The organism is Pseudomonas sp. LBUM1676, assembly GCF_059695605.1.
In genome coordinates this window covers 5547134-5574106 of the sequence record NZ_CP166777.1, presented here as the reverse complement: position 1 = coordinate 5574106, position 26973 = coordinate 5547134, and the positions used below count along the sequence as shown (strand labels likewise).

At 60.0% G+C, this 26973-nt stretch carries 25 protein-coding genes; 15 read left to right on the top strand and 10 right to left on the bottom strand.

What is annotated here, in order from left to right; genetic code table 11:
- Positions 1–63 precede the first annotated feature (63 nt).
- On the top strand, positions 64–972 hold the full coding sequence (locus tag ACA041_RS25740) for a LysR family transcriptional regulator (RefSeq protein ID WP_497438404.1): 909 nt from the start codon (positions 64–66) through the stop codon (positions 970–972).
- Between the two features lie 191 nt (positions 973–1163).
- On the opposite strand, the gene ACA041_RS25735 is transcribed toward ACA041_RS25740, so the two are convergent.
- The 5 genes from ACA041_RS25735 to ACA041_RS25715 form a co-directional block, all read right to left on the bottom strand.
- Entirely contained in the window at positions 1164–1865 is a 702-nt protein-coding gene (locus ACA041_RS25735) for an ABC transporter ATP-binding protein (protein ID WP_064676186.1), read from the bottom strand.
- Positions 1866–2633: a high-affinity branched-chain amino acid ABC transporter ATP-binding protein LivG gene (gene livG / locus ACA041_RS25730; protein ID WP_497438403.1), complete on the bottom strand. Its 768-nt coding sequence runs from the start codon at positions 2631–2633 to the stop codon at positions 1866–1868.
- Entirely contained in the window at positions 2630–3886 is a 1257-nt protein-coding gene (locus tag ACA041_RS25725) for a high-affinity branched-chain amino acid ABC transporter permease LivM (protein WP_497438402.1), read from the bottom strand. Before ACA041_RS25725 ends, livG begins: the two co-directional genes overlap by 4 nt.
- Entirely contained in the window at positions 3883–4806 is a 924-nt protein-coding gene (gene livH, locus ACA041_RS25720; RefSeq protein ID WP_307340685.1) for a high-affinity branched-chain amino acid ABC transporter permease LivH, read from the bottom strand. Before livH ends, ACA041_RS25725 begins: the two co-directional genes overlap by 4 nt.
- A 232-nt stretch (positions 4807–5038) precedes the next feature.
- Positions 5039–6166 (bottom strand): branched-chain amino acid ABC transporter substrate-binding protein, encoded by a 1128-nt coding sequence (locus tag ACA041_RS25715; RefSeq protein ID WP_497438401.1) that lies wholly within the window; start codon positions 6164–6166, stop codon positions 5039–5041.
- Positions 6167–6504: 338 nt separating this feature from the next.
- Between ACA041_RS25715 and ACA041_RS25710 the strand changes: the two genes are divergently transcribed.
- Positions 6505–6810, top strand: a complete 306-nt coding sequence (locus ACA041_RS25710) for a DUF2288 domain-containing protein (protein ID WP_154979000.1) — start codon at positions 6505–6507, stop codon at positions 6808–6810.
- Between the two features lie 234 nt (positions 6811–7044).
- Positions 7045–7938, top strand: coding sequence for an NAD(P)-dependent oxidoreductase (locus ACA041_RS25705; protein WP_497438400.1), 894 nt, complete (start codon positions 7045–7047; stop codon positions 7936–7938).
- On the opposite strand, the gene ACA041_RS25700 is transcribed toward ACA041_RS25705, so the two are convergent.
- Complete coding sequence (locus tag ACA041_RS25700) at positions 7829–10111, bottom strand: putative bifunctional diguanylate cyclase/phosphodiesterase (protein ID WP_497438399.1); 2283 nt, start codon at positions 10109–10111, stop codon at positions 7829–7831. The genes ACA041_RS25705 and ACA041_RS25700 overlap by 110 nt on opposite strands.
- Before the next feature lie 281 nt (positions 10112–10392).
- Here ACA041_RS25700 and ACA041_RS25695 point away from each other — a divergent pair, with 281 nt between their 5' ends.
- Complete coding sequence (locus ACA041_RS25695; protein WP_497438398.1) at positions 10393–11742, top strand: spinster family MFS transporter; 1350 nt, start codon at positions 10393–10395, stop codon at positions 11740–11742.
- A 187-nt stretch (positions 11743–11929) separates the two neighbouring features.
- Here the strand turns inward: ACA041_RS25695 and rapA are convergent, their stop codons facing one another.
- Entirely contained in the window at positions 11930–14776 is a 2847-nt protein-coding gene (gene rapA, locus ACA041_RS25690; RefSeq protein ID WP_497438397.1) for an RNA polymerase-associated protein RapA, read from the bottom strand.
- Positions 14777–14992: 216 nt separating this feature from the next.
- On the opposite strand from rapA, the gene ACA041_RS25685 reads away from it, so the two are divergent.
- From ACA041_RS25685 to ccoM, 3 genes are all read left to right on the top strand, one after another.
- The gene (locus ACA041_RS25685) at positions 14993–15334 is read left to right on the top strand and encodes an aspartate-semialdehyde dehydrogenase (RefSeq protein WP_497438396.1); all 342 of its coding nucleotides are present in this window, start codon (positions 14993–14995) and stop codon (positions 15332–15334) included.
- A 72-nt stretch (positions 15335–15406) separates the two neighbouring features.
- Complete coding sequence (locus tag ACA041_RS25680) at positions 15407–15568, top strand: hypothetical protein (protein ID WP_007906621.1); 162 nt, start codon at positions 15407–15409, stop codon at positions 15566–15568.
- Positions 15569–15713: 145 nt separating this feature from the next.
- Positions 15714–15827 (top strand): cytochrome c oxidase subunit CcoM, encoded by a 114-nt coding sequence (ccoM, locus tag ACA041_RS25675; protein ID WP_497438395.1) that lies wholly within the window; start codon positions 15714–15716, stop codon positions 15825–15827.
- A gap of 219 nt (positions 15828–16046) precedes the next feature.
- Here ccoM and ACA041_RS25670 read toward each other — a convergent pair whose 3' ends face one another.
- The 3 genes from ACA041_RS25670 to ACA041_RS25660 all read right to left on the bottom strand — a co-directional run bounded on the left by ACA041_RS25670 (position 16047) and on the right by ACA041_RS25660 (position 18274).
- Positions 16047–17522, bottom strand: coding sequence for an inorganic phosphate transporter (locus ACA041_RS25670; protein ID WP_497438394.1), 1476 nt, complete (start codon positions 17520–17522; stop codon positions 16047–16049).
- A gap of 378 nt (positions 17523–17900) precedes the next feature.
- Entirely contained in the window at positions 17901–18101 is a 201-nt protein-coding gene (locus tag ACA041_RS25665) for a hypothetical protein (RefSeq protein ID WP_064676198.1), read from the bottom strand.
- Entirely contained in the window at positions 18098–18274 is a 177-nt protein-coding gene (locus ACA041_RS25660; RefSeq protein ID WP_497438393.1) for a hypothetical protein, read from the bottom strand. The genes ACA041_RS25665 and ACA041_RS25660 overlap by 4 nt, the downstream gene beginning before the upstream one ends.
- Before the next feature lie 496 nt (positions 18275–18770).
- Between ACA041_RS25660 and pcaR the strand changes: the two genes are divergently transcribed.
- The 8 genes from pcaR (at position 18771) to ACA041_RS25620 (ending at position 26942) form a co-directional block, all read left to right on the top strand.
- On the top strand, positions 18771–19613 hold the full coding sequence (gene pcaR, locus ACA041_RS25655) for a pca regulon transcriptional regulator PcaR (RefSeq protein ID WP_497438392.1): 843 nt from the start codon (positions 18771–18773) through the stop codon (positions 19611–19613).
- Positions 19614–19743: 130 nt separating this feature from the next.
- Positions 19744–21090: a 4-hydroxybenzoate transporter PcaK gene (gene pcaK / locus ACA041_RS25650; RefSeq protein ID WP_497438391.1), complete on the top strand. Its 1347-nt coding sequence runs from the start codon at positions 19744–19746 to the stop codon at positions 21088–21090.
- A gap of 269 nt (positions 21091–21359) precedes the next feature.
- A complete protein-coding gene (locus ACA041_RS25645; RefSeq protein WP_007947285.1) occupies positions 21360–22217 on the top strand; it encodes a CoA transferase subunit A in 858 nt (285 codons plus the stop codon).
- Positions 22217–22996, top strand: a complete 780-nt coding sequence (locus ACA041_RS25640) for a CoA-transferase subunit beta (RefSeq protein ID WP_497438390.1) — start codon at positions 22217–22219, stop codon at positions 22994–22996. Before ACA041_RS25645 ends, ACA041_RS25640 begins: the two co-directional genes overlap by 1 nt.
- Positions 22993–24198, top strand: coding sequence for a 3-oxoadipyl-CoA thiolase (gene pcaF, locus ACA041_RS25635; protein ID WP_497438389.1), 1206 nt, complete (start codon positions 22993–22995; stop codon positions 24196–24198). The genes ACA041_RS25640 and pcaF overlap by 4 nt, the downstream gene beginning before the upstream one ends.
- A 38-nt stretch (positions 24199–24236) precedes the next feature.
- The gene (pcaH, locus tag ACA041_RS25630) at positions 24237–24941 is read left to right on the top strand and encodes a protocatechuate 3,4-dioxygenase subunit beta (protein ID WP_497438388.1); all 705 of its coding nucleotides are present in this window, start codon (positions 24237–24239) and stop codon (positions 24939–24941) included.
- Between the two features lies 1 nt (position 24942).
- Entirely contained in the window at positions 24943–25509 is a 567-nt protein-coding gene (gene pcaG, locus ACA041_RS25625) for a protocatechuate 3,4-dioxygenase subunit alpha (protein WP_497438387.1), read from the top strand.
- Positions 25510–25637: 128 nt separating this feature from the next.
- Positions 25638–26942, top strand: coding sequence for an MFS family transporter (locus ACA041_RS25620; protein ID WP_497438386.1), 1305 nt, complete (start codon positions 25638–25640; stop codon positions 26940–26942).
- Positions 26943–26973: the final 31 nt, after the last annotated feature.

The window sequence follows — 26973 nt, the reverse complement described above, 5'->3', positions numbered from 1 at the left end:
GTGGTTTTTTCCGCTGATAAGCGTGCTAATAGGCAACCTTTGGTTTTCAAAAGGAAACAATCCATGAGCGAAATGGATGATCTGACGGCGTTTGCGGTATTGATCGAAGCGGGGAGCTTCACCCTGGCGGCGCAGCAATTGGGTTGCAGCAAAGGCCAATTGTCCAAACGCATCAGCCTGCTGGAGGCGAAGTTTTCGGTGGTCTTGCTGCAACGCACCACGCGCCGCTTGAGTTTGACCGCCGCCGGCGCGGCGCTGTTGCCGCAAGCCCAGGCGCTGGTCGTACAGGTTGAGCGGGCCCGTCAGGCGTTGGCGCGGTTGAAGGACGATATGGCCGGGCCGGTGCGTATGACGGTTCCGGTCTCGCTGGGGGAAACTTTCTTCGACGGCTTGTTGCTGGAGTTTTCCCACGCCTATCCCGAGGTGCAGATCGAACTCGACCTCAGCAATGACTACCGTGATCTGGCCCGTGACGGTTTCGATCTCGCCGTTCGCTCCGAGGTGGGCAATGACGAGCGGCTGGTCGCCCGACCCCTGCTGGCCTGGCACGAGATGACCTGCGCTAGCCCGGCCTATCTTGAGCAATACGGCGAGCCATCGACGCCACAGGACCTGGTCGAACAGCGCTGTCTGCTCAATAGCCATTACAGCGGCCGCGAAGAGTGGCTTTATCATCAGCAACACGAGTTATTGCGGGTTCGCGTGTCGGGACCTTTCGCCAGCAATCATTACAGTCTGCTGAAGAAAGCGGCACTGGCCGGCGCCGGTATTGCGCGTTTGCCGTCGTATTTGCTGCAAACGGAATTGGCTGACGGACGATTGCGCTGGCTCCTGCGCGATTATCAGACCCGCAAAATGCCGATGTACCTGGTACATCCCTATCAGGGTGGCTTGCCCAGACGCACCCAGGTGCTGGCGGATTACTTGATTGGCTGGTTCAAGCGCAGTGGGGAGGCGTTGGACAGGCTTTAACTGATCACACAACCCCTGTAGGAGCGAGCTTGCTCGCGAAAAACCTGAGAGCGCCACGTGCATTCAGGCAGCCAGCGTCATCGTTCACGACCATCGCGAGCAAGCTCGCTCCTACAGGGGGCTGTGTTGTCGGAATAGGGGCAGGCATAAAAAAAACGGCCCGAAGGCCGTTTTTTCATTACCGCAAAGGCTTAACCACCGAGGTACGCTTCACGCACTTTCGGGTCGGTCAACAGCGCTTCACCGGTGCCCTGCATCACCACCCGACCGTTCTCCAGAACGTACGCGCGATCAGCGATTTTCAGTGCCTGGTTAGCGTTCTGCTCCACCAGGAACACCGTCACGCCGTCCTTGCGCAGCTGTTCGATGATGTCGAAGATCTGCTGGATGATGATCGGCGCCAGACCCAGCGAAGGCTCGTCGAGCAACAGCAGTTTGGGCTTGCTCATCAGCGCCCGGCCGATGGCGAGCATCTGTTGTTCGCCGCCGGACATGGTGCCGCCACGCTGGGCGAAGCGCTCTTTCAGGCGGGGGAACAGTCCGAGAACCTTGTCCATCTGCTCCTGATAATCACCCTTGTCGGTGAAGAAACCGCCCATGGCGAGGTTTTCTTCCACGGTCAGGCGGGCAAACACCCGACGACCTTCCGGCACGACGGCGATGCTCTTGCGCATGATCTGCGCCGAGGTCTGCCCGACGAGCTCTTCGCCCATGTAGCGGATGCTGCCGCTGTGGGCCTGCGGCGAACCGCAGAGGGTCATCAGCAGGGTCGACTTGCCGGCACCGTTGGCACCGATCAGCGTGACGATTTCGCCCTGACGGATTTCCACGTTGACGCTGTGCAGGGCCTGGATCTTGCCGTAGAAGGTGGAAACGTTTTCGAATTGCAGCATTTACGCTTCCCCCAGGTAGGCTTTGATCACTTCAGGATTGTCGCGGATCTGTTGCGGCGTACCGTCGGCCAGGGGGGTGCCCTGGTTGATCACGACGATGTGGTCGGAAATGCTCATGACCAGTTTCATGTCGTGTTCGATCAGCAGTACGGTGACGTTGTGCTCTTCACGCAGCATGCTGATCAGCGCCTTGAGGTCCTCGGTTTCCTTCGGGTTCAGGCCGGCAGCCGGTTCGTCGAGCATGAGGATCCGCGGACGGGTCATCATGCAGCGGGCGATTTCCAGACGACGTTGCTGACCGTAGGCCAGGGTGCCGGCCGGACGGTTGGCAAACGCCGTGAGGTTGACCTTTTCCAGCCAGTACTCGGCGAACTCCATGGCCTCGCGCTCGCTCTTGCGGAACCCCGGGGTTTTGAACAGGCCGGCCAGGAAGTTGGTGTTCAGGTGACGGTGCTGAGCGATCAAAAGGTTCTCGACCGCGGTCATGTCCTTGAACAACCGCACGTTCTGGAAGGTGCGCACCACGCCTTTGAGGGCGATCTTGTGGCCGGGCAAGCCTTCGATTGCCTGACCATCAAGCAGGATGCTGCCGCCACTGGGCTTGTAGAAGCCAGTCAGGCAGTTGAACACCGTGGTCTTGCCGGCGCCATTGGGGCCGATCAGCGCCACTACCTGTTTTTCCTTCACGGTCAGGGCCACGCCGTTGACCGCCAGCAAGCCGCCGAAGCGCATGCTCAGATTTTCGACTTTAAGGATCTCGCGGCTCATTTGCGCAGCTCCATGTGAGGACGTTGCATGGGCAGCAGGCCTTGAGGACGCCAGATCATCATCAGCACCATCAAGGCGCCGAACATCAACATGCGGTACTCACTGAACTCACGCATCATTTCAGGCAACAGGATCATCACCACGGCGGCCAGGATCACACCCAGCTGCGAGCCCATGCCACCCAACACCACGATGGCAAGAATGATCGCCGACTCGATGAAAGTGAAGGACTCCGGTGTCACCAGGCCTTGGCGGGCGGCGAAGAAGCTGCCGGCGAAACCGGCGAAGCTGGCGCCCAGGGTGAAGGCCGACAGCTTGATCACCGTAGGGTTGAGGCCCAGCGCACGGCAGGCGATTTCATCTTCACGCAACGCTTCCCAGGCGCGGCCCAGCGGCATGCGCAGCAGGCGGTTGATGACGAACAGCGCAGCCAGGGCCAGGAACAAGGCAACCAGGTACAGGAAAATCACCTTGTTGATCGAGTTGTAGGCCAGGCCGAAGTACTCGTGGAAGGTCTGCATGCCTTCGGCCGCCTTACGCTCGAAGGTCAGGCCGAAGAACGTGGGCTTCTCGATGTTGCTGATGCCGTTCGGGCCACCGGTGAGGCCGGTCAGGTTACGCAGGAACAGACGGATGATTTCACCGAAGCCCAGGGTCACGATCGCCAGGTAGTCACCGCGCAGGCGCAGTACCGGGAAACCGAGCAGGAAGCCGAAGGTGGCCGCCATCAGGCCGGCGATCGGCAGGCAGATCCAGAAGCTCAGGCCGTAGTAGTGCGACAGCAGCGCATAGCTGTAGGCGCCGACGGCATAGAAGCCAACGTAACCGAGGTCGAGCAGCCCGGCCAGGCCGACCACGATGTTCAGGCCAAGGCCGAGCATCACGTAGATCAGCACCAGGGTGGCGATATCCACCGCCCCGCGAGAGCCGAAGAACGGCCAGATCAGGGCACCCGCGATCAACGCAATGATGATCCAGCGCTGGGTGGTCGGCAGGGTCAGGAAGTTACTCGCCTTGGCCGGAATCAGCGGCATGCTTGGCGAAGAACGCCAGGCCGAGCTGATCTGCTGGTCGAACAGCACCCGCAGGAACATCAATACCGAGCACACGGCGATGGTGATCAGTGTGGCGTCACTGGTGCCATGGACTTCGAGGTTGATGCCGACGATGGTCAGTTTCAGACCGAGTACCGGATACGCCACTGCCCAAACCAACAGCGCGCTGAACAACGCCTGTTTAAGATTCCTAGTCATACTTTTTCAACCTCCGGACGGCCCAGCAGGCCGGTTGGCCGGAACAACAACACCAGAACCAGCAGGCCGAACGCGACAACGTCCTTGTACTGGTCGCCGAAGATATCGGCACCGAAAGCTTCCGCCACCCCGAGCACGATCCCGCCGAGCATGGCGCCGGGAATGCTGCCGATACCGCCCAGTACCGCAGCGGTGAAGGCCTTGAGGCCGACCAGGAAACCGGCGTTCGGGTTGATCACGCCGTATTGCATGCTCAACAGCACGGCGGCGATCGCTGCCAGTGCGGCACCGATGACGAAGGTCAGGGCGATGATGTTGTTGGTGTTGATGCCCAGGAGGTTGGCCATCTTGATGTCTTCGGCACAGGCGCGGCAGGCGCGACCCAGGCGAGAGCGGGAGATGAACATCGTCAGGCCGAGCATGGCGACGAAGGTCACCACGAACACCACGATTTGCATGTAGGAAATCAGCACTTCTTGTGCGCCACCTGGCCCGATGGAGAAGTTACCAGGGATCAGGTTGGGGATGGATTTGTCCTTGGAGTCTTGCGCCAGCAGAACGGTGTTCTGCAGGAAGATCGACATGCCGATGGCGGAAATCAGCGGGATCAGTCGGTTACTGCCACGCAAGGGGCGGTAGGCGATCCGTTCGATGCTGTAGCCGTAGGCACTGGTCACGACGATGGTCGCGATGAAAGCGGCGGTCATCAACAGCGGAACACTGTCGAGTCCCATCATGGCCAGCCCGGCGATGGCGATGAACGCCACGTACGAACCGATCATGTACACCTCGCCGTGGGCGAAGTTGATCATTCCAATGATGCCGTAAACCATCGTATAGCCGATGGCGATCAGGGCATACGTGCTGCCAATGGTCAGACCATTAACCAGCTGTTGGAAAAAGTGATAGATGTCAGGCATTACAGCGCTCCTAAAAACCTGATACGCATTTCACTGGTGGAGTCATTTTCCCCCTCGAGCCCCATGGATCTGCACCCACTTCGAATTCGAGATTTGCCAGCGAACCGCTGATGACGGTTTTGAGATTTTCAGGTGGGGAGACTGGCGGATCACGCCAGCGCGGCCCAATACGTTCGTAAAACAAAGCCCACGGCACGCCGTGGGCTTTGTTGGCAGTCAGTCAGGCAGCGCCTTACTGAGGCTTGGCTTCAGTTTTTGGCTTGCCGAAGTGCCACTCGTAAACCACGAACTTGAAGTCTTTCAGGTCGCCCTTGGCGTCGAAGCTCAGGTCGCCAGTCGGGGTTTTGAACGTGCCGGCGTGAATGGCTTCAGCCACTTTTGCCGTGTCTTCGCTCTTGGCGGCCTTGATGCCTTCGGCAATCACGGTCACTGCCGAGTAGGACGGGAACACGAACGGACCGCTTGGATCTTCTTTCTTGGCTTTGAACGCATCAGCCAGGGCAATGTTGGCCGGATCCTGGTCGAAGGATTTCGGCAGGGTCACCAGCAGGCCTTCGGAAGCGTCCTTGGCGATCTGCGAAATGGAGTCGTTACCCACGCCTTCCGGACCCATGAACTTGGCTTTCAGGCCTTTTTCACTGGCTTGACGCAGGATCAGACCCAGCTCCGGGTGGTAGCCGCCGTAGTAGACGAAGTCGACGTTGGCTTGCTTGAGCTTGGAGATCATCGAGGAGAAGTCTTTGTCGCCGGCGTTGATGCCTTCGAACACGGCAACCTTGGTGCCTTTTTTCTCGAGAGTCTGTTTAACGGCGGTGGCAATGCCTTCACCGTATTGCTGCTTGTCGTGCAGCACGGCAACGATTTTAGGTTTTACGAAGTCGGCGATGTAGTTACCGGCGGCAGGGCCCTGGGCGCTGTCCAGACCAATGGTGCGGAACACCATTTTGTAACCACGGGAGGTGATGTCCGGGCTGGTGGCAGCCGGGGTAATCATGATCACGCCTTCGTCTTCGTAAATGTCCGAAGCCGGTTGGGTGGAGCTGGAGCACAGGTGACCGACGACGAACTTGACGCCGTCGTTGACGACTTTGTTCGCAACAGCCACGGCTTGTTTTGGATCGCAGGCATCATCGTATTCAACGGCTTCCAGTTTCTTGCCGTCTACGCCGCCTTTGGCGTTGATTTGTTCGATGGCCATTTTGGCGCCACTGAACTGCATGTCGCCGTATTGGGCTACAGGGCCGGTCTTGGGGCCGGCGATGCCGATCTTGATGGTGTCGGCTGCGAACGAATGGCTGGCCACCCCGGCCAGAACCATAGCGGCAAACAGTTTGGAAATCTGCTTAGTAGCCTTAGTCATAGTGCTCCACTCTTGCTGTTGTAGTTTTTATAGTCCTGGCGCCGTAGCAGCAGAACCGGGTCAGATATCTTCGATATCCTCCGGAAAATGCCCCCGGCAACTGTACCGGTACAGTGTAGAGCGCTGATTGTCAGCCTGGGAAGCTGGCGCCAGGGGGCAAATCCTGAGGGTGTCGCTTAATTGAAAGAAAAAGACAGAATTGCGGCGGGGGTTATAGCTGAAGTATCAGCAATCCTTGGCGTTCCTGCTCTTTTCGTTCGGTGACTCAATTGCATCCGGGTTTTTCTGCCAGAGCACCGACGTTATGATGACGACGATTATTTTCCCGGACAGGACCCATGACTCAAGAACCTAGCACCCTCTATGCCAAGCTGCTTGGTGAAACCGCATCCATCACCTGGAAGGAGCTTGAACCGTTCTTCGCCAAAGGTGCCCTGTTATGGGTCGACCCGGGCCTTGATTTGATCGCCGCCGCCGAGGCCGTGGCGACGGATGAGGGCGAGAAAGTGGCTGCCTGGCTGGCCGCCGACCAGCTCGCCAAGCTCTCTGAAACGCGGGCGCTGGATCTTTTCGAACGTGATCCCGAGCTGTGGGCGGTGGTGGTTTCGCCGTGGATTCTGATCCAGGAAAGGGCGACGAGCTGAGGTGCGCACATTATTGGTGCGTCGCTTTTGGCGGATAAAAGTGTGTAGGTGAGTAGCGTGATGGCATGTTGCCGTGAAGAAAGGCCACAGAAGGGTCTTGGCGAGGGTGACGTGCGCGTAACGGGAACAGTTTATTGCGCTGCCTTGGTGCTGCTTAATTGTTTCAGATTGTGAGCAAGACACTGGGTTTTGCGGCCAGCATTTGACGATCTTCAATTGAAAAGAGGTTAAAGCATGGTAACGCTACCGTCGCTCGGATTTGCCGGGATCGGCCTGATGGGCTTGCCCATGTGCCGGCGCCTGCTGGCCGCGGGTTATCCGTTGACCGTGTGGAATCGCAATCCGGCCAAGTGTGCGCCGCTGGTCGAGGCTGGCGCGCGACAGGTCGCCACGGCCGCTGAACTGTGCCAGCACGCGCAGGTGGTGATGTTATGCCTGGCGGACACTGCAGTGGTGCGCGAGGTGGTTTTTGGCGCGGCGGGGGTGGCGCAAGGTGCGCAAAGCGGCCAACTGTTGGTGGATTTCTCCAGCCTGGACCCTGCCGCGACGCGGGAAATGGCGGCAGCGCTGGCCAGCCAGACCGGCATGAGCTGGCTGGACGCTCCAGTGTCCGGCGGAGTGGCCGGCGCTGAGGCCGGCAGCCTGGCGATCATGGTCGGCGGCGAAGCGACGGATCTGGAGCGAGTCAGGCCAGTACTGATGAGCCTCGGCCAGCGCGTGACCCACATGGGCGCCGTCGGGGCAGGGCAGGTGACCAAGGCTTGCAATCAGATGATTGTCGCCTGCAATGCGCTGGTGATCGCCGAAGTGGTGGCGTTGGCCGAGCGTTCCGGCGTCGAAGCCCGCCTGATCGCCGAGGCCCTGGCCGGTGGTTTTGCCGATTCCAGGCCGTTGCAGATACTCGCGCCGCAAATGGCCGAGAGTCGTTTCGAACCGGTGAAATGGCACGTACGGACGTTGCTCAAGGACCTCGACACGGCGGTGAAATTTTCCCGTGAACAGGGCTCGGCCACGCCCATCAGCGGATTGGCCGCACAACTGATGCGCCTGCATGGGGGCCAGGGTTTTTTGGAAAAGGACCCGTCAACGTTGGTGCAGCTGTACCGCCAGCCAGACTCAGAGGGTTGACCGGGCGGGCGTGCTGGCGCTGATTGATTTCGTTCAGCACCGGATGCAATTCACTCAGCGGCACCGGACGGCTGAGCAGGTGACCCTGGACAAAGTCACAGCCATGGCGCTCGAGAAATGCGTACTGCTCGAAGGTTTCGACGCCTTCGGTGACCACCTGCAGATGCAGGCTGTGGGCCATGACGATGATCGCCTGGACGATTTGCATGTCCTGGGTGGCCTGGGGAATGTCCTTGATGAACGAGCGGTCGATCTTCAGGGTATCGAGCGGCAGGCGCTTGAGATAGGCCAGCGAGGAGTAACCGGTGCCGAAGTCGTCGATCGACAGCGAGACACCGAGGGCACGAATCCGGTGCAATACCTCCAGCGTATGGGCAATGTTACCCATCAGCGCATTCTCGGTGACTTCCAGTTCGAGCCGTTGCGGCGCCACGCCGACGATTCGTAGCGCGTCTTCAATCTCATCGGCCAGATCTTCGCGGGCCAGATTCAGGGGCGAGCAATTGACCGCGATGTGAAGTTCTTCGCAGCCCTGGCGTGACAACTCGCCCAAGTCCTCGCAGGCCTTGCGCAGCACCCAATAGTCCAGTTCGGCAATCAGGCCATTGGCTTCGGCGATGGCGATGAACCGGTCCGGTGCCATCAGGCCGTGGACCGGATGTTGCCAGCGAATCAGTGCTTCAAGCTTGCTGACCTGGCCAGTCTTCAGGTCATAGATCGGCTGGTAATGGAGCATCAGTCCGCGATCCTCGCGCAGGGCGCTGCGCAACTCCTCTTCCAGCTGCAACTCCAGGGGGGCGCGGGTTTTCAGGTGGGCACTGAAGAAACTCAGGCCGTTGCGGCCGCTGCCCTTGGACTGATACAGCGCCAGATCGGCGTTTTTCAACAATTCTTCGCACGTTTTGCCATCTTCCGGAAACAGACTGATGCCGATGCTGGTGGTCATGACCATGCGTCGTCCGGACAGATAGATGGGTTCTTTCATTTTCAACATGATGCGTTGGGCCATGTGTCGTGCCTCTTCGCGATCGTGCAGGCCGATGAGGATGCAGAATTCGTCGCCACCGAAGCGCGCCACCACATCATCGTGGCCGCGCACCGAGTCCTTGATGTGGCCGGCCAGGACTTTGAGCAATTCGTCACCGGCGTCATGGCCGAGGCTGTCGTTGATCCGCTTGAAATGGTCGATGTCCAGGAACAGCACGGCCAGCATGCCGCCTTCGCTGGTTTTCTCGATCAGCTTTTCGGCGAAGACCTGGTTGAAACCGCGGCGATTCATCAGGTTGGTCAAGGCATCGTAGTGCGCCACCTGTTGCAGCGACATGCGCGCCTGATCGAGTTGACGGAGCAGGGTATTGACCCGCTGCAGGTCACATTCCTTGTGTTGCAGCTTCTTGTCCGCCAGGGCCGCGCTGATGCTACTGCCGATGATCAGCAACGCCATCACCGCCACCGTCAGCCCCAGTTGCAGGTGATTGTTATCGCCGGGCAGCGTGTGCAGGCTGCCCGTGGGCAGCACCAGATTGAAGGCGGCCATACCGGTGAAATGCATGCTGACAATGCCTGCCCCAAGTACCAGGCTGGCGCTGTATTTGAGCAGTGAATGGAACAGTCCGGTGCCATTGCGCAGACGACTCGAGATCAGCAAGGCTGCCAGGCTGGCGCCGATAGCGATCACGATTGAAAGGGCAAACAGCGCGGGTTGATAGTAGGCCACCGCATTCGAGCGCATGGCGCCCATGCCCACGTAATGCATGGCGGCAATGCCAAGCCCGATACAAATCGACGCCTGGAAGTATCGCCAGAGGCTCAGGTGCGGATGGCTGAGCGTAAGCATCGCCAGCCACGAAGCGATCAGGGCGATCAGCAGCGAAAGCAGGGTGATGGGCAGCTCGTAGTGGATTTCGATCGGTGCCTGGAACGCCAGCATGCCGATGAAGTGCATGGTCCAGATTCCGCCAGCCAGACACCCGGCACCGACCCAGCGCCATAGACGTTGCGAGGCGGATTTTTGCGCATTGCCGACCCGTTCGGCGATGTCCAGGGTGGCGAAACTGCCCGCACAGGCAACCAGATACGCCACCAGCACCAGAAAGGGGCTGTGTGTGCAATTGAGTATTAGATGCCCGTTCGCTGTTAGCTCGGTAATGAAATGCAAACCAAGCCACTCCATAGCACGCCCCGTTCGTTCTCATCCAGCCAACGCCATAAATTCTGGCGAATGCGTTGGAGTATAGGAGTGCATGTCACGACCGGGAGCGGTAGTGGCAAATCAATGTCAATGATTTTGGAATGATTGTCAGGGCCTTTAGAAATAAATCGTTGCATGGCCCACGCCAGCGGCCATGGGCAGATATCAGCTTTACGAATAATTACAGACAGCTTCGGCGGGTCTGACTAGATTGCAGGTTCCGGGACAGTGATGTCTCCAATAACAATAAAAGAGACGGACCCATGCAGAACTCGACCCAAGCGGCGAATGCCTGGCGCATTCTGTTCCTGCTGTTCCTGGCCAACCTGTTCAACTTTTTCGACCGCACCATTCCGGCCATCATCATTGAGCCGATCCGCATGGAATGGCACCTCAGCGATTTTCAGCTGGGGATCATCGGCACTGCATTCACCATCGTCTACGCCATCGCCGGTCTGCCGCTGGGGCGGATGGCAGATACCGGCTCGCGCAGCAAGCTGATGGGCTGGGGCCTGGCGACGTGGAGCGCGCTGACTGCCGTCAACGGGCTGGTGGGCAGCTTCTGGAGTTTCCTGATCGTGCGCATGGGCATCGGCATCGGCGAAGCCAGCTACGCGCCGGCTGCCAACTCACTGATCGGCGACCTGTTCCCGGCCCACCGCCGCGCGCGGGCGATGGGTATTTTCATGCTCGGCCTGCCGTTGGGGTTATTGCTCGCCTTCTTCACCATTGGCTGGATGGTCAAGGCGTTCGACAGCTGGCGTGCGCCGTTCTTTATCGCGGCGGTACCGGGGCTGATCCTGGCGGTCTTCATGTTCTTCATCAAGGAGCCCAAACGCGGTGCCGCCGAAAGCGTGCAAGTCTCGCAGGAACGTGTGGACCGGCCGATCCGTCGCGTCCTGGCCGTACCGACCTTCCTGTGGCTGGTGATGGCGGGGCTGTGCTTCAACTTCGCGACCTATGCCTGCAATTCGTTCCTGGTGCCGATGCTGCAGCGCTATTTCCTGATGCCGCTGCAGGACGCGGCGGTGGCGACCGGGGTGATCGTGGGCGTGACCGGGTTGTTCGGTCTGACGCTGGGCGGCTGGGTCGCCGACAAGATTCACCAGCGCATAGCCAATGGTCGCCTGCTGTTTGCGGCATTCAGCCTGATCATCTCGACGGTGTGCACGGCCTGGGCCCTGCATTCGGGGCGGATCGAGATCGGAGTGTTTGTCGCGGTGTTCAGCCTGGGCTGGTTGTTTGCCTACAACTTCTACACCTGCGTTTACACGGCGATTCAGGACGTTGTCGAACCGCGCCTGCGGGCGACGGCGATGGCCCTGTTCTTTGCCGGTTTGTATTTGCTCGGCGGTGGGTTGGGGCCGGTGGTAGTGGGGGCTCTGTCCGATCACTTCGCCCATGCCGCCATGCTGTCGGCCGGTGCCGAACAGATGACCGAGGCGTTCAAGGCGGTGGGCCTGCATGACGCGATGTACCTGATTCCGGTGGCGTTGTTTTTCACGATGGTGTTTCTGGTCCTGGCTTCGCGGTGTTTTGTGCGCGATGCCAAGCGGATGAAGGATGGGTTGGTGGCGATGGTTGAGCCTGGGGTTACTGCGGCGACAGCCTGATCGCCTTCGCGAGCAGGCTCACTCCCACAGTTGATTAGTGGTGTCCTTAAATAATGTATCCACATCAGATCCTTGTGGGAGCGAGCCTGCTCGCGAAGAGGCCATCGGCAACAGCACAATAATCAAGCAGACAAAAAAAGGCCCGCATCACTGCGGGCCTTCTTTTTCACCGGTGGAGCAGGGGGACTTAACCCGCGACCAACACCCGGATCGCTTCCAGTCGCAACGCCGCCTTGTCGAGCATGGCCAAGCCTTGTTCGCGCTGTTTGCGCAGGGCAATCAGTTCGCTGTCGCGCACGGTCGGGTTGACCGCTTGCAACGCGGTCAGGCGTGCCAGTTCTTCGTCGGTGTCGGCTGCCAGGCGACGCTGGGCTTCGGCCACGCGCTCGGCGTGACGCGGGAAGATCTTCTCTTCGCCGGCGTTGATCCGTGGTGTCAGCTGATCGCGCTGGGCCTGGATGAACTTGTTGGCGCTGGCGCGGGGCACGCTTTCCAGTTGGTCGTTCAGGGTTTCGAACGAGACCCGGGCCGACAGGTCGTTGCCATTGGGATCAAGCAGGCAGCGAAGAGCGGCCGGCGGCAGGTAACGGCCCAGTTGTAGCGAGCGTGGGGCAACCACTTCGCTGACGTAGAGCAGTTCCAGCAACACGGTGCCAGGTTTCAGCGCCTTGTTCTTGATCAGCGCCACGGCGGTGTTGCCCATGGAACCGGACAGCACCAGATCCATGCCGCCCTGAACCATCGGGTGTTCCCAGGTGATGAACTGCATGTCTTCGCGAGACAGCGCCTGGTTGCGGTCGTAGGTGATGGTCACGCCTTCGTCGTCGCCCAGAGGGAAGCTGGCGTCGAGCATTTTTTCGCTCGGCTTGAGGATCAGGGCGTTTTCCGAGTGGTCTTCGCTGTCGATACCGAAGGCGTCGAACAGGGTTTCCATGTAGATCGGCAGGGTGAACTGATCGTCTTGCTCGAGGATGTCCTCGACCAGCGCATCACCTTCACCGGCTCCGCCGGAGTTGAGCTCCAGCAAGCGGTCACGGCCGGTGTGCAACTCGGCTTCCAGCCGCTCGCGCTCGGCGCGGGCTTCGTCGATCAGTGCTTGCCACTCGCCGTCGTCGGCATTTTCCAGCAGCGGCAGCAGGCGCGGGCCGAACCGGTGCTGCAAGGCGTTACCGGTCGGGCAGGTATTCAGGAAGGCGTTCAGCGCTTCGTGATACCACTGGAACAGCCGCTCTTGCGGGCTGGTTTCCAGGTACGGCACGTGCAGTTCGATGATGTGCTTCTGGCCGATCCGGTCCAGACGTCCGATACGCTGTTCCAGCAAGTCCGGGTGCGATGGCAGATCGAACAGCACCAGGTGATGGGAGAACTGGAAGTTGCGACCTTCACTGCCGATTTCCGAACAGATCAGCACTTGCGCGCCAAATTCCTCGTCGGCGAAGTAGGCGGCGGCGCGGTCACGCTCGAGGATGTTCATGCCCTCGTGGAACACCGTTGCGGGGATGCCGGAACGCACGCGCAGGGCGTCTTCCAGGTCCATGGCGGTTTCGGCGTGGGCGCAGATCACCAGCACTTTGGTGCGCTTGAGCATCTTCAGGGTGTCGATCAGCCATTCGACGCGCGGGTCGAATTTCCACCAGCGTTCTTCTTCGTTGGCGTCCGGCTGGGCCTGGAAGCTGACTTCCGGGTACAGCTCGGCGTGATCACCCAGCGGCAGTTCGAGGTATTCGTCCGGGCACGGCAGCGGGTACGGGTGCAGTTTGCGCTCCGGGAAGCCCTGCACCGCGGCACGGGTGTTACGAAACAGCACGCGGCCGGTGCCGTGACGGTCCAGCAGTTCGCGGACCAGACGGGCGCTGGCTTCGGTGTCGCCATCGTTGACCGCGGTCAGCAGCGCTTCGCCTTCGTTGCCTAGGAAGCCATGAATAGTCTTGTGCGCTTCGGGCGACAGGCGCCCCTTGTCCAGCAGCTCCTGAACGGCCTCGGCCACCGGGCGATAGTTTTCGCTCTCGGCACGAAAGGCGTGCAGGTCATGGAAACGATTCGGGTCGAGCAGGCGCAGACGGGCGAAGTGGCTGTCCTGGCCCAGTTGTTCCGGGGTTGCGGTCAGCAGTAATACGCCAGGGATCGTTTCCGCCAGCTGCTCGACCAGGGTGTACTCGGGGCTGGCCTTGTCTTCGTGCCACACCAGGTGGTGAGCTTCGTCGACCACCATCAGGTCCCAGCCGGCGGCGAACAGCGCGTCCTGGGCCTTCTCGTCGTCCACCAGCCACTCCAGTGCAACCAGCGCGAGCTGGGTGTCTTCGAACGGGTTGGAGGCATCGCTTTCGATAAAGCGTTCTTCGTCGAACAGCGCCACTTGCAGGTTGAAGCGCCGGCGCATCTCCACCAGCCACTGGTGCTGCAGGTTTTCCGGCACCAGGATCAGCACGCGGTTGGCGCGACCCGAGAGCAGTTGGCGATGGATCACCAGGCCGGCTTCGATGGTTTTGCCCAGACCCACTTCGTCCGCCAGCAATACCCGCGGCGCAATGCGGTCGGCGACTTCACGGGCGATGTGCAGCTGGTGCGCGATTGGTTGCGCGCGCACGCCGCCCAGGCCCCACAGCGCGGACTGCAATTGGCGGCTGGTGTGTTCCAGGGTGTGATAACGCAGGGAGAACCACGCCAGCGGATCGATCTGGCCTGCGAACAGACGGTCGCTGGCCAGGCGGAACTGGATGAAGTTCGACAGCTGGGTTTCCGGCAGGGTCACCACTTCGTTCTGCGCGTTGAGGCCGTGGTAGACCAGCAGGCCGTCGACGTCATCGACTTCCTGTACGGTCAGTTTCCAGCCTTCGAAGTGAGTGATCGAGTCGCCCGGCGAAAACCGCACACGAGTGAGGGGCGCATTCCGTAGCGCGTACTGGCGAGTGTCGCCAGTGGCCGGATAGAGCACGGTCAACAAGCGCCCGTCCTGTGCCAGAACGGTGCCCAAACCCAGCTCGGCTTCGCTGTCACTGATCCAGCGTTGCCCCGGTTGATACTGCTGCGCCATGCTGCCTGACTCCCACCTTGAAAAAGCCGGCTATCTTAACGGAATGAGGGCTTCAGGGCCAAAGGACTCTCATAAAACTGACGCTATTACCTTAGACTACCCATGCGAAGGGGGCAGGCCGGGGCACCTATTGGTGCCAACCGGGTCACAGTTTGCGACCGATGGCTCAAGTCGCCATCTGCGCAGCCGACAGCCTGCAGACAGGAGACTCATCTTATGCTGCCACCGATGCTCCCCTTGAGTGCGGTTCCGATCACCTCACAGCTCGACCCGGTCCGCCCGCGTCCGGATATCCCGCCTGTGGTGCCGGTGCAGGAAAGCTCCAGCGAAAGCACCATCGACCTGCAGCAGCGCGATCCGGAAGAAGCGGCGTTTCAGTTGCGCGAGGAGCAGCGTCGCAAGCAGGAGCGGGAAAAGCGTCGTCGTGAAGCGGATGAAGGCGCTGAAGTTCACCTGGCGATTCCCGGGACTGAGCTCAACGCCGACAATACCGTGCCGGTCGTGCCGCTGATTGAGGACGAGCCGCGTCAGGGATTGTGGGTTGATATCAAGATTTGAGTCGATGGCTGTTCAGGGTTGCCGTCAGACCGCATTATTAAGTCAAACCTGCCAAGCGATGCACTGAATGCCATGAGCCAAGACGACAAGCTGATCGACCTCAACACGGAACGCGCAAAGCGGGTTCATGACCTCAACGAAAAACGCCTGAACGAAGTGCGTCAGGCGTTTGAGCAGGCCATGCCGTTGGGTAAAGCGAAGAAAAAGCCGAAAAACAAACCGAAAAAGCGTTGATGCCCCCCCTGCATCCGTTGATGCAGGTCAATTTTCTCCCTCCTTTACGCCCAGTCTCGGGCGACATTGATCCCGGTCAATTTTCTCTTCTGCCCGATTGGTTACCTTGGCTCCATCGCAACAGGGCAACAGCAGGAGAGCCAGCATGTTCCTCGACAATGTGGTGATCGCCGGAGTGCTGACAGTCGGCCTCATGGTTCTGTTTTTCGCAGGGTTTGGATTTTTTATCTGGAAGGATTCGCATAAGCGCAAATCGTAGGTCTTTCTGGAAGCAATGAGCACGCAAGGCATTTTGGGCGACTTCGGTCGCCTTTTTTTTTGCCCGATTTTTGAAGATGTACTACCACAGTGGATTGGTGGGGTTTGGAAGTAGGGTTGTCTAGTCCTGAAACAGGTGTAAACCTTATTCAGGACGGGACAGGTGCAATAAAAAAGGCGCGAACCTCACGGAACGCGCCTTTTTTTCTTCAGCTGTGAATCAGCTGCCGAGCGCTTTCGATGCCAGCCAGAACAGGCCAGCGGACAGCGCCACGGTGGCCGGCAGGGTCAGGACCCAGGCCAGCAGGATGGTTCTGACGGTGCCGCCTTGCAGGCCGCTTTTGTTGGCGACCATGGTGCCGGCCACGCCCGAGGACAGGACGTGGGTGGTGGACACCGGCAGGCTGAAGATGTTGGCCATGCCGATCAGGCTAGCGGTAGTGATCTGTGCCGACATGCCTTGGGAATAAGTCATGCCCTGCTTGCCGATCTTCTCGCCGATGGTCAGTACCACGCGTTTCCAGCCGACCATGGTACCCAGGCCGAGGGCCAGGGCGACCGCCAGAATCACCCAGAACGGGGCGTATTCGGTGGTGGTGGTCAGGTCTTTGCGCAGCTTGTCCAGGTCAGCCTTTTCACGGGCCGCCAAGCCAGGCAGCTTGCCGACTTTCTTCGCCGTGTCATCCAGGCACAGCAGGTAGCGACGCACTTCGATACGGCTTTCCGACGGCAGCGAGTGATAGTCGGCTACACCCTTGAGGGTGCCAAGCAAGGCGGTGATGGTCGGCTCGGTCTGTTGCGGGTTGCAACGGAATTTCTCCGGCAGATCGCCTTCCACGCTTTTGCCCAGGGCCAGGTATTCACCCAGCGTATCGACATTGCGCTTGTAGAACTGGCTCAGGTGCAAGGTCGCGTCGCGAGTCCGCTCGATCTGGTACGTCGTGCTGCCCAGGTCGAGCACGAACTGCGCCGGCACGATACCGATCAGCACCAGCATGATCAGGCCGATACCTTTCTGGCCATCGTTGGAGCCGTGCACAAAGCTCACGGCCATCGCCGAAATCACCAGTACCAGGCGGTTCCAGAACGGCGGGTGTTTCTTGTCGTCGATCTTGCGGCGCTGTTCCGGCGTCTTGTGCATCTTCGACAGCGGACGCCACCATTTAAGGCCGATCAGGATCAGGGCTGCGACCAGGAAACCGGCCATCGGCGAGAACACCAGGGAGGCGCCGATATCGATCGCTTTCTGCCAATTGACGCCATCGGCCAATGGAATGTCGTTGATCAGGGCGTTGGCCAGGCCGACACCGAGGATCGAACCGATCAGCGTGTGGGAACTGGAAGCCGGGATGCCGAAATACCAGGTACCCAGGTTCCAGGTAATGGCGGCGGCAAGCAACGAGAACACCATGGCCAGCCCGTGACCGGTGTTCACATTGATCAACAGCTCTACCGGCAACAGGTGGACGATGGCATAGGCCACGCCAACCCCGCCCAGCAGCACGCCGAGAAAGTTGAACACACCGGAAAAGAACACCGCCAGATGAGGCGGCATGGCTTTGGTGTAGATGACAGTGGCCACCGCGTTAGCGGTGTCATGAAAGCCGTTGATGAACTCGAAGGCGAGGACAAAGGCCAGGGCGAGCAAGAGGCTCACAAGCACCCAAGCATCCAGTCCGCTGAATAAATCGATCATGAAGGTTTTCTGACCCGGTCGTAAGGGGGCGCGATTATGCCAGAAAAGACCGGAAATCGATGCACTTGCTGCTCATCGGTAACATTCTTCAACGAATTAATTTGTAAAAATACCTTGGGCCCCCGTGTTTTACCGGGGTTTACAAGTCATTGAATTCCTTTGGAAAGCCCACAGGCACAAGGGTTTCTCTCGTTGGAACGAGAAGCTTCAACACTTGTGTGAAATATCTGAAAAGAGGGCCAGACATAAGCCATTTACCTCATCCGGTGGCTGAGGCGGCCGCTGCCCGCGGTTAACGGGCGCGAAAAGGCAACATCGATACACGCCGCTTGTAACGGGTGCAGACACAGGCCCATGAAAAGATTCAGGCCGAAGCGGTCACGGCTCTTCGGCTTTGAGTTCCTTTTCCATCTTCTGCAATTCTTGAGTGAATGCCTGATCCTGAACGGTGGCGCGTTTGCGCCAAGGCTTGCGTTCCGGTTCGGGCTGAGCGGCGTAGGTGGTAACTGCCCCGCCGTAAACTTCCTTGTAGCGTTGTTCCTGGCGCTCAAGTTCCGCGCGCAGTTCGTCTTTCGTCACAGTGCTACCTGATTGAGATGAGGGTTAATTCTGGTGAAACGCGCTGCATCAAACCATTGACCACGCTCGCCGAAAGACAAAGCCGCGAAGGCATCGTTCTTTTTGGGCATTGCGATCAATACTTCCATGTTGCAGGCGGCCACGGCACCAGAAACAAACAGCTGACGTAGCATCAGATTCCTGTTTCAGCAAGCGCGTAGCCGTTGCATGTAAATGAGCGTCTGGCGCTTGCTGCGGGTAGCGGTGATGGGACATCGCGCTACCGGGTGGCGAATTCGGCAAGTAAAAACCGGTCACCACTGAACTGTATTATAGCGGTCGATTCGAAGAACACTATCTCCCGGGAGTTAAAAGTGGTTCTCCATGTGTGATTGTTTTGTTATTCGCAAGTTCAAGGCCAACTAGGATGCCCTGGATGTCAGGTTAACAGCGGTGTCTTTCTGACGCCATTAAGTCGATCACATAAAGACATCTATATTGGCCATTGATGTGCGCCCGACAGTCGTGACTTAAGAGGGAAGGGTAATGACCTCACCGGGTGCTTGATCCCATCGATTGCGATAATCGGCTGAGTGTTCGATAATCGCCCACTGCAGGGCGCTACGGCTTGTGCAGGACGCCGGGAGCCGCTTGTAATAGTTGGTGATCCGTATGGGAAAAGGACCTGATATGAACGACCAGATGCGCAATTCCTTCGCTTCAGTGGCGCCGCCGATTGTTGCGTCGCCGGCCAAGCGGATTCAGGCCATGACCGGCGACCCGGATTTCATGACTTCCCTGGCCCGTGGCCTGGCAGTGGTGCAAGCGTTCCAGGAGCGCAAACGGCACCTGACCATCGCCCAGATCAGCCACCGCACGGAGATTCCCCGCGCTGCGGTGCGACGTTGCCTGCACACGCTGATCAAGCTCGGCTATGCCACTACTGACGGCCGCACCTATTCGCTGCTGCCCAAAGTACTGACCCTGGGCCATGCATACGTGTCCTCGACTCCGCTGGCGGTCTCTGCCCAGCCGTACCTGGACCGGATGAGCGAGCAACTTCACGAGGCTTGCAACATGGCCACCCTGGAGGGTGACGACATCTTGTATATCGCCCGCTCCGCCACCACCCAGCGTCTGATTTCAGTCGATTTGTCGGTGGGTGGACGCCTGCCGGCCTATTGCACTTCGATGGGGCGGATTCTGCTCGCCGCGCTGGATGATACTTCGCTGGGTGAATACCTCGATCACGCGGAGCTGCAAGCCAAGACCAGTCGTACCTTGCACACCCCCGAGGCATTGCTCGAATGTCTGCAGCAAGTGCGGCGGCAAGGGTGGTGCATTGTCGACCAGGAACTCGAGCAAGGCCTGCGCTCGATCGCCGTTCCTGTGTACGACGCGTCCGGGCAAGTCGTGGCGGCATTGAATGTCAGTACTCACGCCGGCCGGGTCAGCCGCAATGAGCTGGAGCAACGTTTTCTGCCGGGTTTGCTGAGCGCCAGTCGAGACCTGAGTGCGCAGCTCTTCGCCTAAGCTGTTCGATAATCGCACAGAGTCGCATTTAGCGAATTGACGCTCTTTCACCAGGATCACTAATGTCGCGACAGCGTCAGCCCTAGGCTGACTCCTGTCCGACTGCGTTCTTGCGTGGAATAAAAGAATAATGAACCAGCCTCAGTCCGCTGTAGGGAACTGCCTCGATGTGCAGTCCTTCATCAATGCTCAACCCATTTCGCGCTATCAGTGGCGAGTGGTGATCCTGTGTTTCCTGATTGTCTTCCTCGATGGCCTCGACACCGCGGCGATGGGGTTCATTGCGCCAGCCCTGTCCCAGGATTGGGGTATCGACCGCGCCAGCCTCGGCCCGGTGATGAGTGCCGCATTGATCGGCATGGTCTTCGGGGCACTGGGTTCCGGCCCATTGGCTGACCGCTTCGGACGAAAAGTCGTCCTGGTCGGCGCGGTGCTGTTGTTCGGCGCCTTCAGCCTGGCATCGGCCTACAGCACCAACGTCGATCAATTACTGGTACTGCGCTTCCTCACGGGTCTGGGGCTGGGCGCCGGAATGCCTAACGCCACGACGCTGCTGTCGGAATACACGCCTGAGCGCAACAAATCCCTGCTGGTGACCAGCATGTTCTGTGGCTTCAACCTCGGCATGGCCGGTGGCGGCTTTATTTCGGCCAAACTGATTCCGGCATTCGGCTGGCACAGCCTGCTGCTGATCGGTGGGATTCTGCCGCTGATCCTGGCTGTGGTCCTGCTGTTCTGGCTGCCGGAATCGGCGCGTTATCTGGTCGTGCGCAATCGCGGCACGGACAAAGTGCGCAAGACCCTGGCGCCCATCGACCCGACGGTCGTCGCCCGGGCCTCCAGCTTCAGCGTGCCGGAACAAAAAATCGTCAAGGCCCGCAACGTGTTCGCGGTGGTCTTTTCCGGCACCTATAGCGCCGGCACCTTGTTGCTGTGGCTCACCTATTTCATGGGCCTGGTGATCGTTTACCTGCTGACCAGCTGGCTACCGACGTTGATGCGCGACAGCGGCGCCAGCATGGAGCAGGCGGCCTTCATCGGGGCGCTGTTCCAGTTCGGTGGCGTCCTGAGCGCGGTGGGCGTGGGCTGGGCCATGGACCGGTTTAATCCGCACAAGGTCATCGGCATTTTCTACCTGCTGGCCGGGGTGTTTGCCTACGCGGTGGGGCAGAGCCTGGGCAACATCACGTTACTGGCGACCCTGGTGCTGGTGGCCGGGATGTGCGTGAACGGCGCGCAATCGGCGATGCCATCCCTGGCGGCACGGTTTTATCCGACCCAGGGTCGGGCGACCGGTGTGTCGTGGATGCTCGGGATTGGCCGCTTCGGCGCCATTCTCGGTGCGTGGATGGGCGCAACGTTGCTGGGCCTGGGCTGGAACTTCGAGCAGGTGTTGACGGCGCTGGTGATTCCGGCGGCAGTGGCGACGACGGCGGTGGTGATCAAGGGCATGGTCAGTCACGCGGATGCGACCTGACAGTCTGATCCGGAATCTCAAGTGGTTTTGATGGCCTCTTCGCGAGCAGGCTCGCTCCCACAGTTGATTGTGTTTCCCTGTGGGAGCGAGCCTGCTCGCGAAGCTTTTGAGGTCGATAGGCAGACAACAATGTGTTCGATAAACGAACACTCAGTCGATTATCGGATTGTTTGGGATTTTTCAGGGGCTTACTCTTTCAGTCATTCCGGCGCTGCGCATCGCGCCTTTTTCTACCACTGTCGGTTCATAACAACACGGGAGCCTGCCCCATGGCTGAAATCCTTTCCCTGCACGACGCGGTGAAGCAATTCGTCAACGACGGAGACACTGTCGCGCTCGAAGGCTTCACTCACTTGATCCCTACCGCGGCGGGTCATGAAATCATTCGCCAGGGCAAAAAAGACCTGACCCTGGTGCGCATGACCCCGGACTTGATCTACGACCAGTTGATCGGTGCCGGTTGTGCTCGCAAGCTGATCTTCTCCTGGGGCGGTAACCCGGGCGTCGGTTCACTGCACCGTCTGCGCGACGCCGTCGAGAAACAGTGGCCGCACGCGCTGGAAATCGAAGAACACAGCCACGCCGACCTGGCCAATGCCTACGTCGCTGGCGCTTCGGGCCTGCCTTTCGCTGTGCTGCGCGCCTACGCCGGCTCCGACTTGCCGAAGGTCAACCCGCTGATCAAGACCGTCACTTGCCCGTTCACCGGCGAAGTGCTGGCGGCCGTGCCGTCGGTGCGACCGGACATCACCGTGATTCATGCGCAGAAAGCCGACCGCAAAGGCAACGTGCTGCTCTGGGGCATTCTCGGGGTGCAGAAAGAAGCCGCGCTGGCCGCCAAGCGTTGCATCGTCACGGTCGAAGAAATCGTCGACGACCTCAATGCACCCATGAACTCTTGTGTCCTGCCGACCTGGGCCCTGAGCGCGGTCTGCCACGTCCCCGGCGGCGCGCACCCGTCCTACGCCCACGGCTACAACGAGCGCGATAACCGTTTCTACCAGGCCTGGGATCCGATTGCCCGCGACCGTGAGACGTTCACCGCTTGGATCAACGAGTACATCCATGGCTGCGCTGACTTCAGCGAGTTCCAGGCCAAGCTGGCCGCTGCTTCGGAGGCGAAGTAATGACTTACACCACCAATGAAATGATGACCGTCGCCGCCGCCCGCCGCCTGAAGAACGGTTCGGTGTGCTTCGTGGGCATCGGCCTGCCGTCGAAAGCGGCCAACCTGGCACGTCTGACCTCGTCGCCAGATGTCGTGCTGATCTACGAATCGGGCCCGATCGGTGCCAAGCCGAGCGTACTGCCGTTGTCGATCGGTGATGGTGAGTTGGCGGAAACCGCCGACACCGTGGTCCCAACCGGTGAGATCTTTCGCTATTGGCTGCAGGGCGGGCGCATTGACGTCGGCTTCCTCGGCGCCGCGCAAGTCGACCGCTTCGGCAACATCAATACCACCGTAGTTGGTGATTACCACGCGCCGAAAGTCCGCCTGCCGGGTGCCGGTGGCGCGCCAGAGATCGCCGGTTCCGCTAAAAGCGTGCTGATCATCCTCAAGCAGTCGGCGCGTTCCTTTGTCGACAAGCTCGACTTCATTACCTCGGTCGGGCATGGCGAGGGCGGTGATTCCCGCAAGCGTCTCGGTCTGCCAGGCGCAGGTCCGGTCGGCATCATTACTGACCTGTGCATCATGGAGCCGGAAGCGGATACCCACGAGTTCGTGGTCACTGCACTGCACCCGGGCGTCACCCGCGAGCAAGTGACCGCTGCCACGGGTTGGGCGATTCGTTTTGCCGAACACGTTGAAAACACTGCCGAGCCGACCGAAGTCGAGCTCAAGGCACTGCGCGATCTGGAAGCCCGCACTGCCGCGGCCCACGGCCAAGCACCCGGAGAAGCATGATGCGTGACGTTTATATCTGCGACGCGATTCGCACCCCTATCGGCCGATTCGGCGGTGGCCTGTCGGCCGTTCGCGCCGACGACCTGGCCGCCGTGCCGATCAAGGCGCTGATCGAGCGCAACCCGTCGGTGGACTGGAATGCGGTGGACGAGGTGTTCCTCGGTTGCGCCAACCAGGCCGGCGAAGACAACCGTAACGTGGCGCGCATGGCGTTGCTGCTGGCGGGCCTGCCGGAAACCATTCCCGGCGTGACCCTCAATCGCCTCTGCGCCTCGGGTATGGATGCCATCGGCACCGCGTTCCGGGCCATTGCCAGCGGCGAAATGGAGCTGGCGATTGCCGGTGGCGTCGAGTCGATGTCCCGCGCGCCGTTCGTGATGGGCAAGGCCGATGCCGCGTTCTCGCGCAACATGAAACTTGAAGACACCACCATCGGCTGGCGCTTTATCAACCCGTTGATGAAGGCCCAGTACGGCGTGGATGCAATGCCGCAGACCGCCGACAACGTCGCCGACGATTACGAAATCTCCCGCGAGGATCAGGACGCTTTCGCCCTGCGCAGCCAGCAACGTACCGCCGCCGCGCAGGCCGCAGGATTTTTCGCCGAAGAAATCGTTGAAGTACGCATTGCCCACAAGAAAGGCGAAAGTGTCGTCAGCCAGGATGAGCATCCTCGCGCCGACACCACCCTGGAAACCCTGGCCAGGCTCAAACCGGTCAACGGTCCAGACAAAACCGTTACGGCGGGCAATGCCTCGGGTGTGAACGACGGTGCGGCCGCGCTGATCCTGGCCTCCGGCGACGCAGTGAAGAAACACGGCCTGACGGCGCGTGCCAAAGTATTGGGCATGTCCAGCGCCGGTGTCGCGCCTCGGGTCATGGGCATCGGCCCGGTGCCCGCGGTGCGCAAACTGACCGAACGCCTGGGCCTGGCCGTCAGCGAGTTCGACGTGATCGAACTCAACGAAGCCTTCGCCAGCCAGGGCCTGGCCGTGTTGCGTGAACTGGGACTGGCGGACGACGCGGCCCAGGTCAACCCGAACGGCGGCGCCATTGCCTTGGGCCATCCGTTGGGCATGAGCGGTGCGCGCCTGGTGCTGACTGCGCTGCATCAGCTGGAAAAGACCGGTGGCAAGAAAGGTCTGGCGACCATGTGCGTCGGCGTTGGCCAGGGTCTGGCGTTGGCAATCGAACGCGTCTGACACGTCACCTGCAACAATAAGATCTGAGGGAATGCTCCATGACTGACAAGCCTGGTTACCGTCGCCCGCAGGCGGGCACTCAGCCGGAATACCTGCACCCGGCTTACCAATCCACCAACCGTCGCTCGCCGTCCAAGCCGCTGGTGTTTTTGCCTCATTCGCTGTCGGAAATTACCGGTCCGACCATCGGCGCCGAGCGCATCAGCGAAAAGGACAACGACCTGACCGCTCAACATCAGGGCGAACCGCAGGGCGAGCGCATCATCATCCACGGCCGCGTTCTGGACGAGGACGGTTTGCCAGTGCCCGGGATTCTGGTGGAGATCTGGCAGGCCAACGCCGCCGGTCGCTACAACCATGATCGCGACCTGCACGATGCGCCGCTGGACCCGAACTTCACCGGTACCGGCCGTACCGTGACCGATGCCGATGGCTGGTACCAGTTCCAGACCATCAAGCCCGGTGCCTATCCGTGGGGTAACCATCACAATGCGTGGCGCCCGGCGCATATCCATTTCTCACTGTTCGGGCCGAGCATTCTGACGCGCCTGGTCACCCAGATGTATTTCCCCGGTGACCCGTTGCTGGCATATGACCCGATCTACAACTGCGTGCCGGATACCACCGCCAAAGAGCGCCTGATCGCCAGTTTCGACCTGGAAAAAACCATTCCTTCCTACGCCCTCGGTTATCGCTGGGACATCGTCCTGCGCGGCCGCGAAGCCACGCCGATGGAGAAATAAGATGACGCTGAACGCGACTACGTCCCACACCGTCGGGCCGTACTACCACATTGGTCTGACCTGGCTGAACCGCGAAGACCTGACCGTCGAACAAACCCTCGGCGAGCGCGTGGCGATCACCGGGCAGGTCATCGATGGCAACGGCGATGTCGTCAACGACGCGATGCTGGAAGTCTGGCAGGCCAACGCCGCTGGCAAGTACGACCATCCCGAAGACGATCAGGACAAACCCCTGGACCCGAACTTCGAAGGCTTCGGCCGGGTGCCGGTGGATGCGCAAGGGCGTTTCCGCTTCACCACCATCAAGCCGGGTACGGTGCAAGGCCTCAAAGGTACGACCCAGGCCCCGCACCTGGTGGTGCTGGTGTTTGCCCGCGGGTTGGTCAAGCACTTGCTGACGCGGATCTACTTTGAGGGCGAGCCGGCCAATGTGGCTGATTCGCTGCTCGAATGTGTACCTGCCGAGCGCCGCGCTACCTTGCTGGCGAAAAAGGATGCGTCCGGTGTGTACCAATGGAATGTCATCCTGCAGGGCACCGATGCCGAGACGGTGTTTTTCGACTATTGAGAGAACACCATCAATCCATGTGGGAGCAAGCTCGCTCCCACAGGGGATGTATGTTGCCAGTGCTTCTGTGGAACGGGACTGTTGCAAATTGTGTCTAGACTCTCACGGTCCCCAAAGAGTGAATATCCATGACTACCCCCACCGCTATTCCAGCGCACTACACCCGTGAAGAGCGCAGCAAACGGATCTTTGCGATTGTCGGCGCCTCGTCGGGCAACCTCGTCGAATGGTTCGACTTCTACGTCTACGCCTTTTGTGCAATCTATTTCGCGCCAGCGTTCTTTCCGTCCGACAACCCCACGGTGCAGCTGGTCAACACGGCCGGCGTATTCGCCGCCGGGTTCTTGATGCGGCCTATCGGTGGCTGGATCTTCGGCCGGGTCGCGGACAAACACGGGCGCAAGAATTCGATGTTGATCTCGATTCTGATGATGTGCTTCGGTTCGTTGCTCATCGCTTGCCTGCCGACCTATAAGGACATCGGCGTCTGGGCGCCGATCATGCTGCTGTTCGCCCGCTTGCTGCAGGGCTTGTCGGTAGGCGGTGAGTACGGCACCACGGCGACCTACATGAGCGAAGTCGCCCTCAGGGGCCAGCGCGGTTTCTTCGCCTCGTTCCAGTACGTAACGCTGATCGGCGGGCAGTTGCTGGCCGTGTCGCTGGTGGTGGTCCTGCAACAGTTTCTCACCGAAGACGATCTGCGCGCCTACGGCTGGCGGATCCCGTTCGTGGTCGGTGCGGCGGCGGCATTGGTTTCTCTGTTCCTGCGTCGTTCGCTCAAGGAAACCACCAGCAAGGAAATGCGCGACAACAAGGACGCCGGCAGCATCCGGGCGCTGTTCCGCGACCACAAAGCCGCGTTCATTACCGTGTTGGGTTACACCGCCGGTGGCTCGCTGATTTTCTACACCTTCACCACGTATATGCAGAAGTACCTGGTCAACACCGCCGGCATGCACGCCAAGACGGCCAGCTACATCATGACCGGCGCGCTGTTCCTGTATATGTGCATGCAGCCGTTTTTCGGCATGCTCGCGGACAAGATCGGTCGCCGCAAGTCGATGCTCTGGTTCGGCGCCCTCGGTACCTTGTGCACCGTGCCGATCTTGCTGAGCCTGAAAAGTAACACCAGTCCGTTCCTGGCCTTTGTGCTGATTACCCTGGCGCTGGCGATCGTCAGCTTCTACACCTCCATCAGTGGCCTGGTGAAAGCCGAAATGTTCCCGCCGGAGGTGCGCGCATTGGGTGTCGGCCTGGCGTATGCGGTGGCGAATGCAATCTTTGGTGGTTCGGCGGAGTATGTGGCCTTGAGTCTCAAAGCCGTGGGCTTGGAAAACTCCTTCTACTGGTACGTGACGGTGATGATGGCGGTGGCGTTCCTGTTCAGCCTGCGTCTTCCGAAGCAGGCGAAATATTTGCACACCGATATTTGATCATTTTTCCCGTGGGCCTGACCGGCCCACG

Excerpts from the sequence above, each read along its gene's own strand:
- ACA041_RS25645 (WP_007947285.1), top strand. The coding sequence starts at position 21,360 with ATGGCTGAAATCCTTTCCCTGCACGACGCGGTGAAGCAATTCGTCAAC.
- ACA041_RS25695 (WP_497438398.1), top strand. The coding sequence starts at position 10,393 with ATGCAGAACTCGACCCAAGCGGCGAATGCCTGGCGCATTCTGTTCCTG.
- livH (WP_307340685.1), bottom strand. The coding sequence starts at position 4,806 with ATGCCTGACATCTATCACTTTTTCCAACAGCTGGTTAATGGTCTGACC.
- ccoM (WP_497438395.1), top strand. The coding sequence starts at position 15,714 with ATGTTCCTCGACAATGTGGTGATCGCCGGAGTGCTGACAGTCGGCCTC.
- rapA (WP_497438397.1), bottom strand. The coding sequence starts at position 14,776 with ATGGCGCAGCAGTATCAACCGGGGCAACGCTGGATCAGTGACAGCGAA.
- ACA041_RS25715 (WP_497438401.1), bottom strand. The coding sequence starts at position 6,166 with ATGACTAAGGCTACTAAGCAGATTTCCAAACTGTTTGCCGCTATGGTT.
- pcaH (WP_497438388.1), top strand. The coding sequence starts at position 24,237 with ATGACTGACAAGCCTGGTTACCGTCGCCCGCAGGCGGGCACTCAGCCG.
- ACA041_RS25725 (WP_497438402.1), bottom strand. The coding sequence starts at position 3,886 with ATGACTAGGAATCTTAAACAGGCGTTGTTCAGCGCGCTGTTGGTTTGG.
- ACA041_RS25680 (WP_007906621.1), top strand. The coding sequence starts at position 15,407 with ATGAGCCAAGACGACAAGCTGATCGACCTCAACACGGAACGCGCAAAG.
- ACA041_RS25705 (WP_497438400.1), top strand. The coding sequence starts at position 7,045 with ATGGTAACGCTACCGTCGCTCGGATTTGCCGGGATCGGCCTGATGGGC.
- ACA041_RS25670 (WP_497438394.1), bottom strand. The coding sequence starts at position 17,522 with ATGATCGATTTATTCAGCGGACTGGATGCTTGGGTGCTTGTGAGCCTC.
- pcaK (WP_497438391.1), top strand. The coding sequence starts at position 19,744 with ATGAACCAGCCTCAGTCCGCTGTAGGGAACTGCCTCGATGTGCAGTCC.
- ACA041_RS25710 (WP_154979000.1), top strand. The coding sequence starts at position 6,505 with ATGACTCAAGAACCTAGCACCCTCTATGCCAAGCTGCTTGGTGAAACC.
- ACA041_RS25640 (WP_497438390.1), top strand. The coding sequence starts at position 22,217 with ATGACTTACACCACCAATGAAATGATGACCGTCGCCGCCGCCCGCCGC.
- ACA041_RS25685 (WP_497438396.1), top strand. The coding sequence starts at position 14,993 with ATGCTGCCACCGATGCTCCCCTTGAGTGCGGTTCCGATCACCTCACAG.
- ACA041_RS25620 (WP_497438386.1), top strand. The coding sequence starts at position 25,638 with ATGACTACCCCCACCGCTATTCCAGCGCACTACACCCGTGAAGAGCGC.
- ACA041_RS25735 (WP_064676186.1), bottom strand. The coding sequence starts at position 1,865 with ATGCTGCAATTCGAAAACGTTTCCACCTTCTACGGCAAGATCCAGGCC.
- ACA041_RS25740 (WP_497438404.1), top strand. The coding sequence starts at position 64 with ATGAGCGAAATGGATGATCTGACGGCGTTTGCGGTATTGATCGAAGCG.
- ACA041_RS25700 (WP_497438399.1), bottom strand. The coding sequence starts at position 10,111 with ATGGAGTGGCTTGGTTTGCATTTCATTACCGAGCTAACAGCGAACGGG.
- pcaG (WP_497438387.1), top strand. The coding sequence starts at position 24,943 with ATGACGCTGAACGCGACTACGTCCCACACCGTCGGGCCGTACTACCAC.
- pcaR (WP_497438392.1), top strand. The coding sequence starts at position 18,771 with ATGAACGACCAGATGCGCAATTCCTTCGCTTCAGTGGCGCCGCCGATT.
- ACA041_RS25660 (WP_497438393.1), bottom strand. The coding sequence starts at position 18,274 with ATGCTACGTCAGCTGTTTGTTTCTGGTGCCGTGGCCGCCTGCAACATG.
- pcaF (WP_497438389.1), top strand. The coding sequence starts at position 22,993 with ATGATGCGTGACGTTTATATCTGCGACGCGATTCGCACCCCTATCGGC.
- livG (WP_497438403.1), bottom strand. The coding sequence starts at position 2,633 with ATGAGCCGCGAGATCCTTAAAGTCGAAAATCTGAGCATGCGCTTCGGC.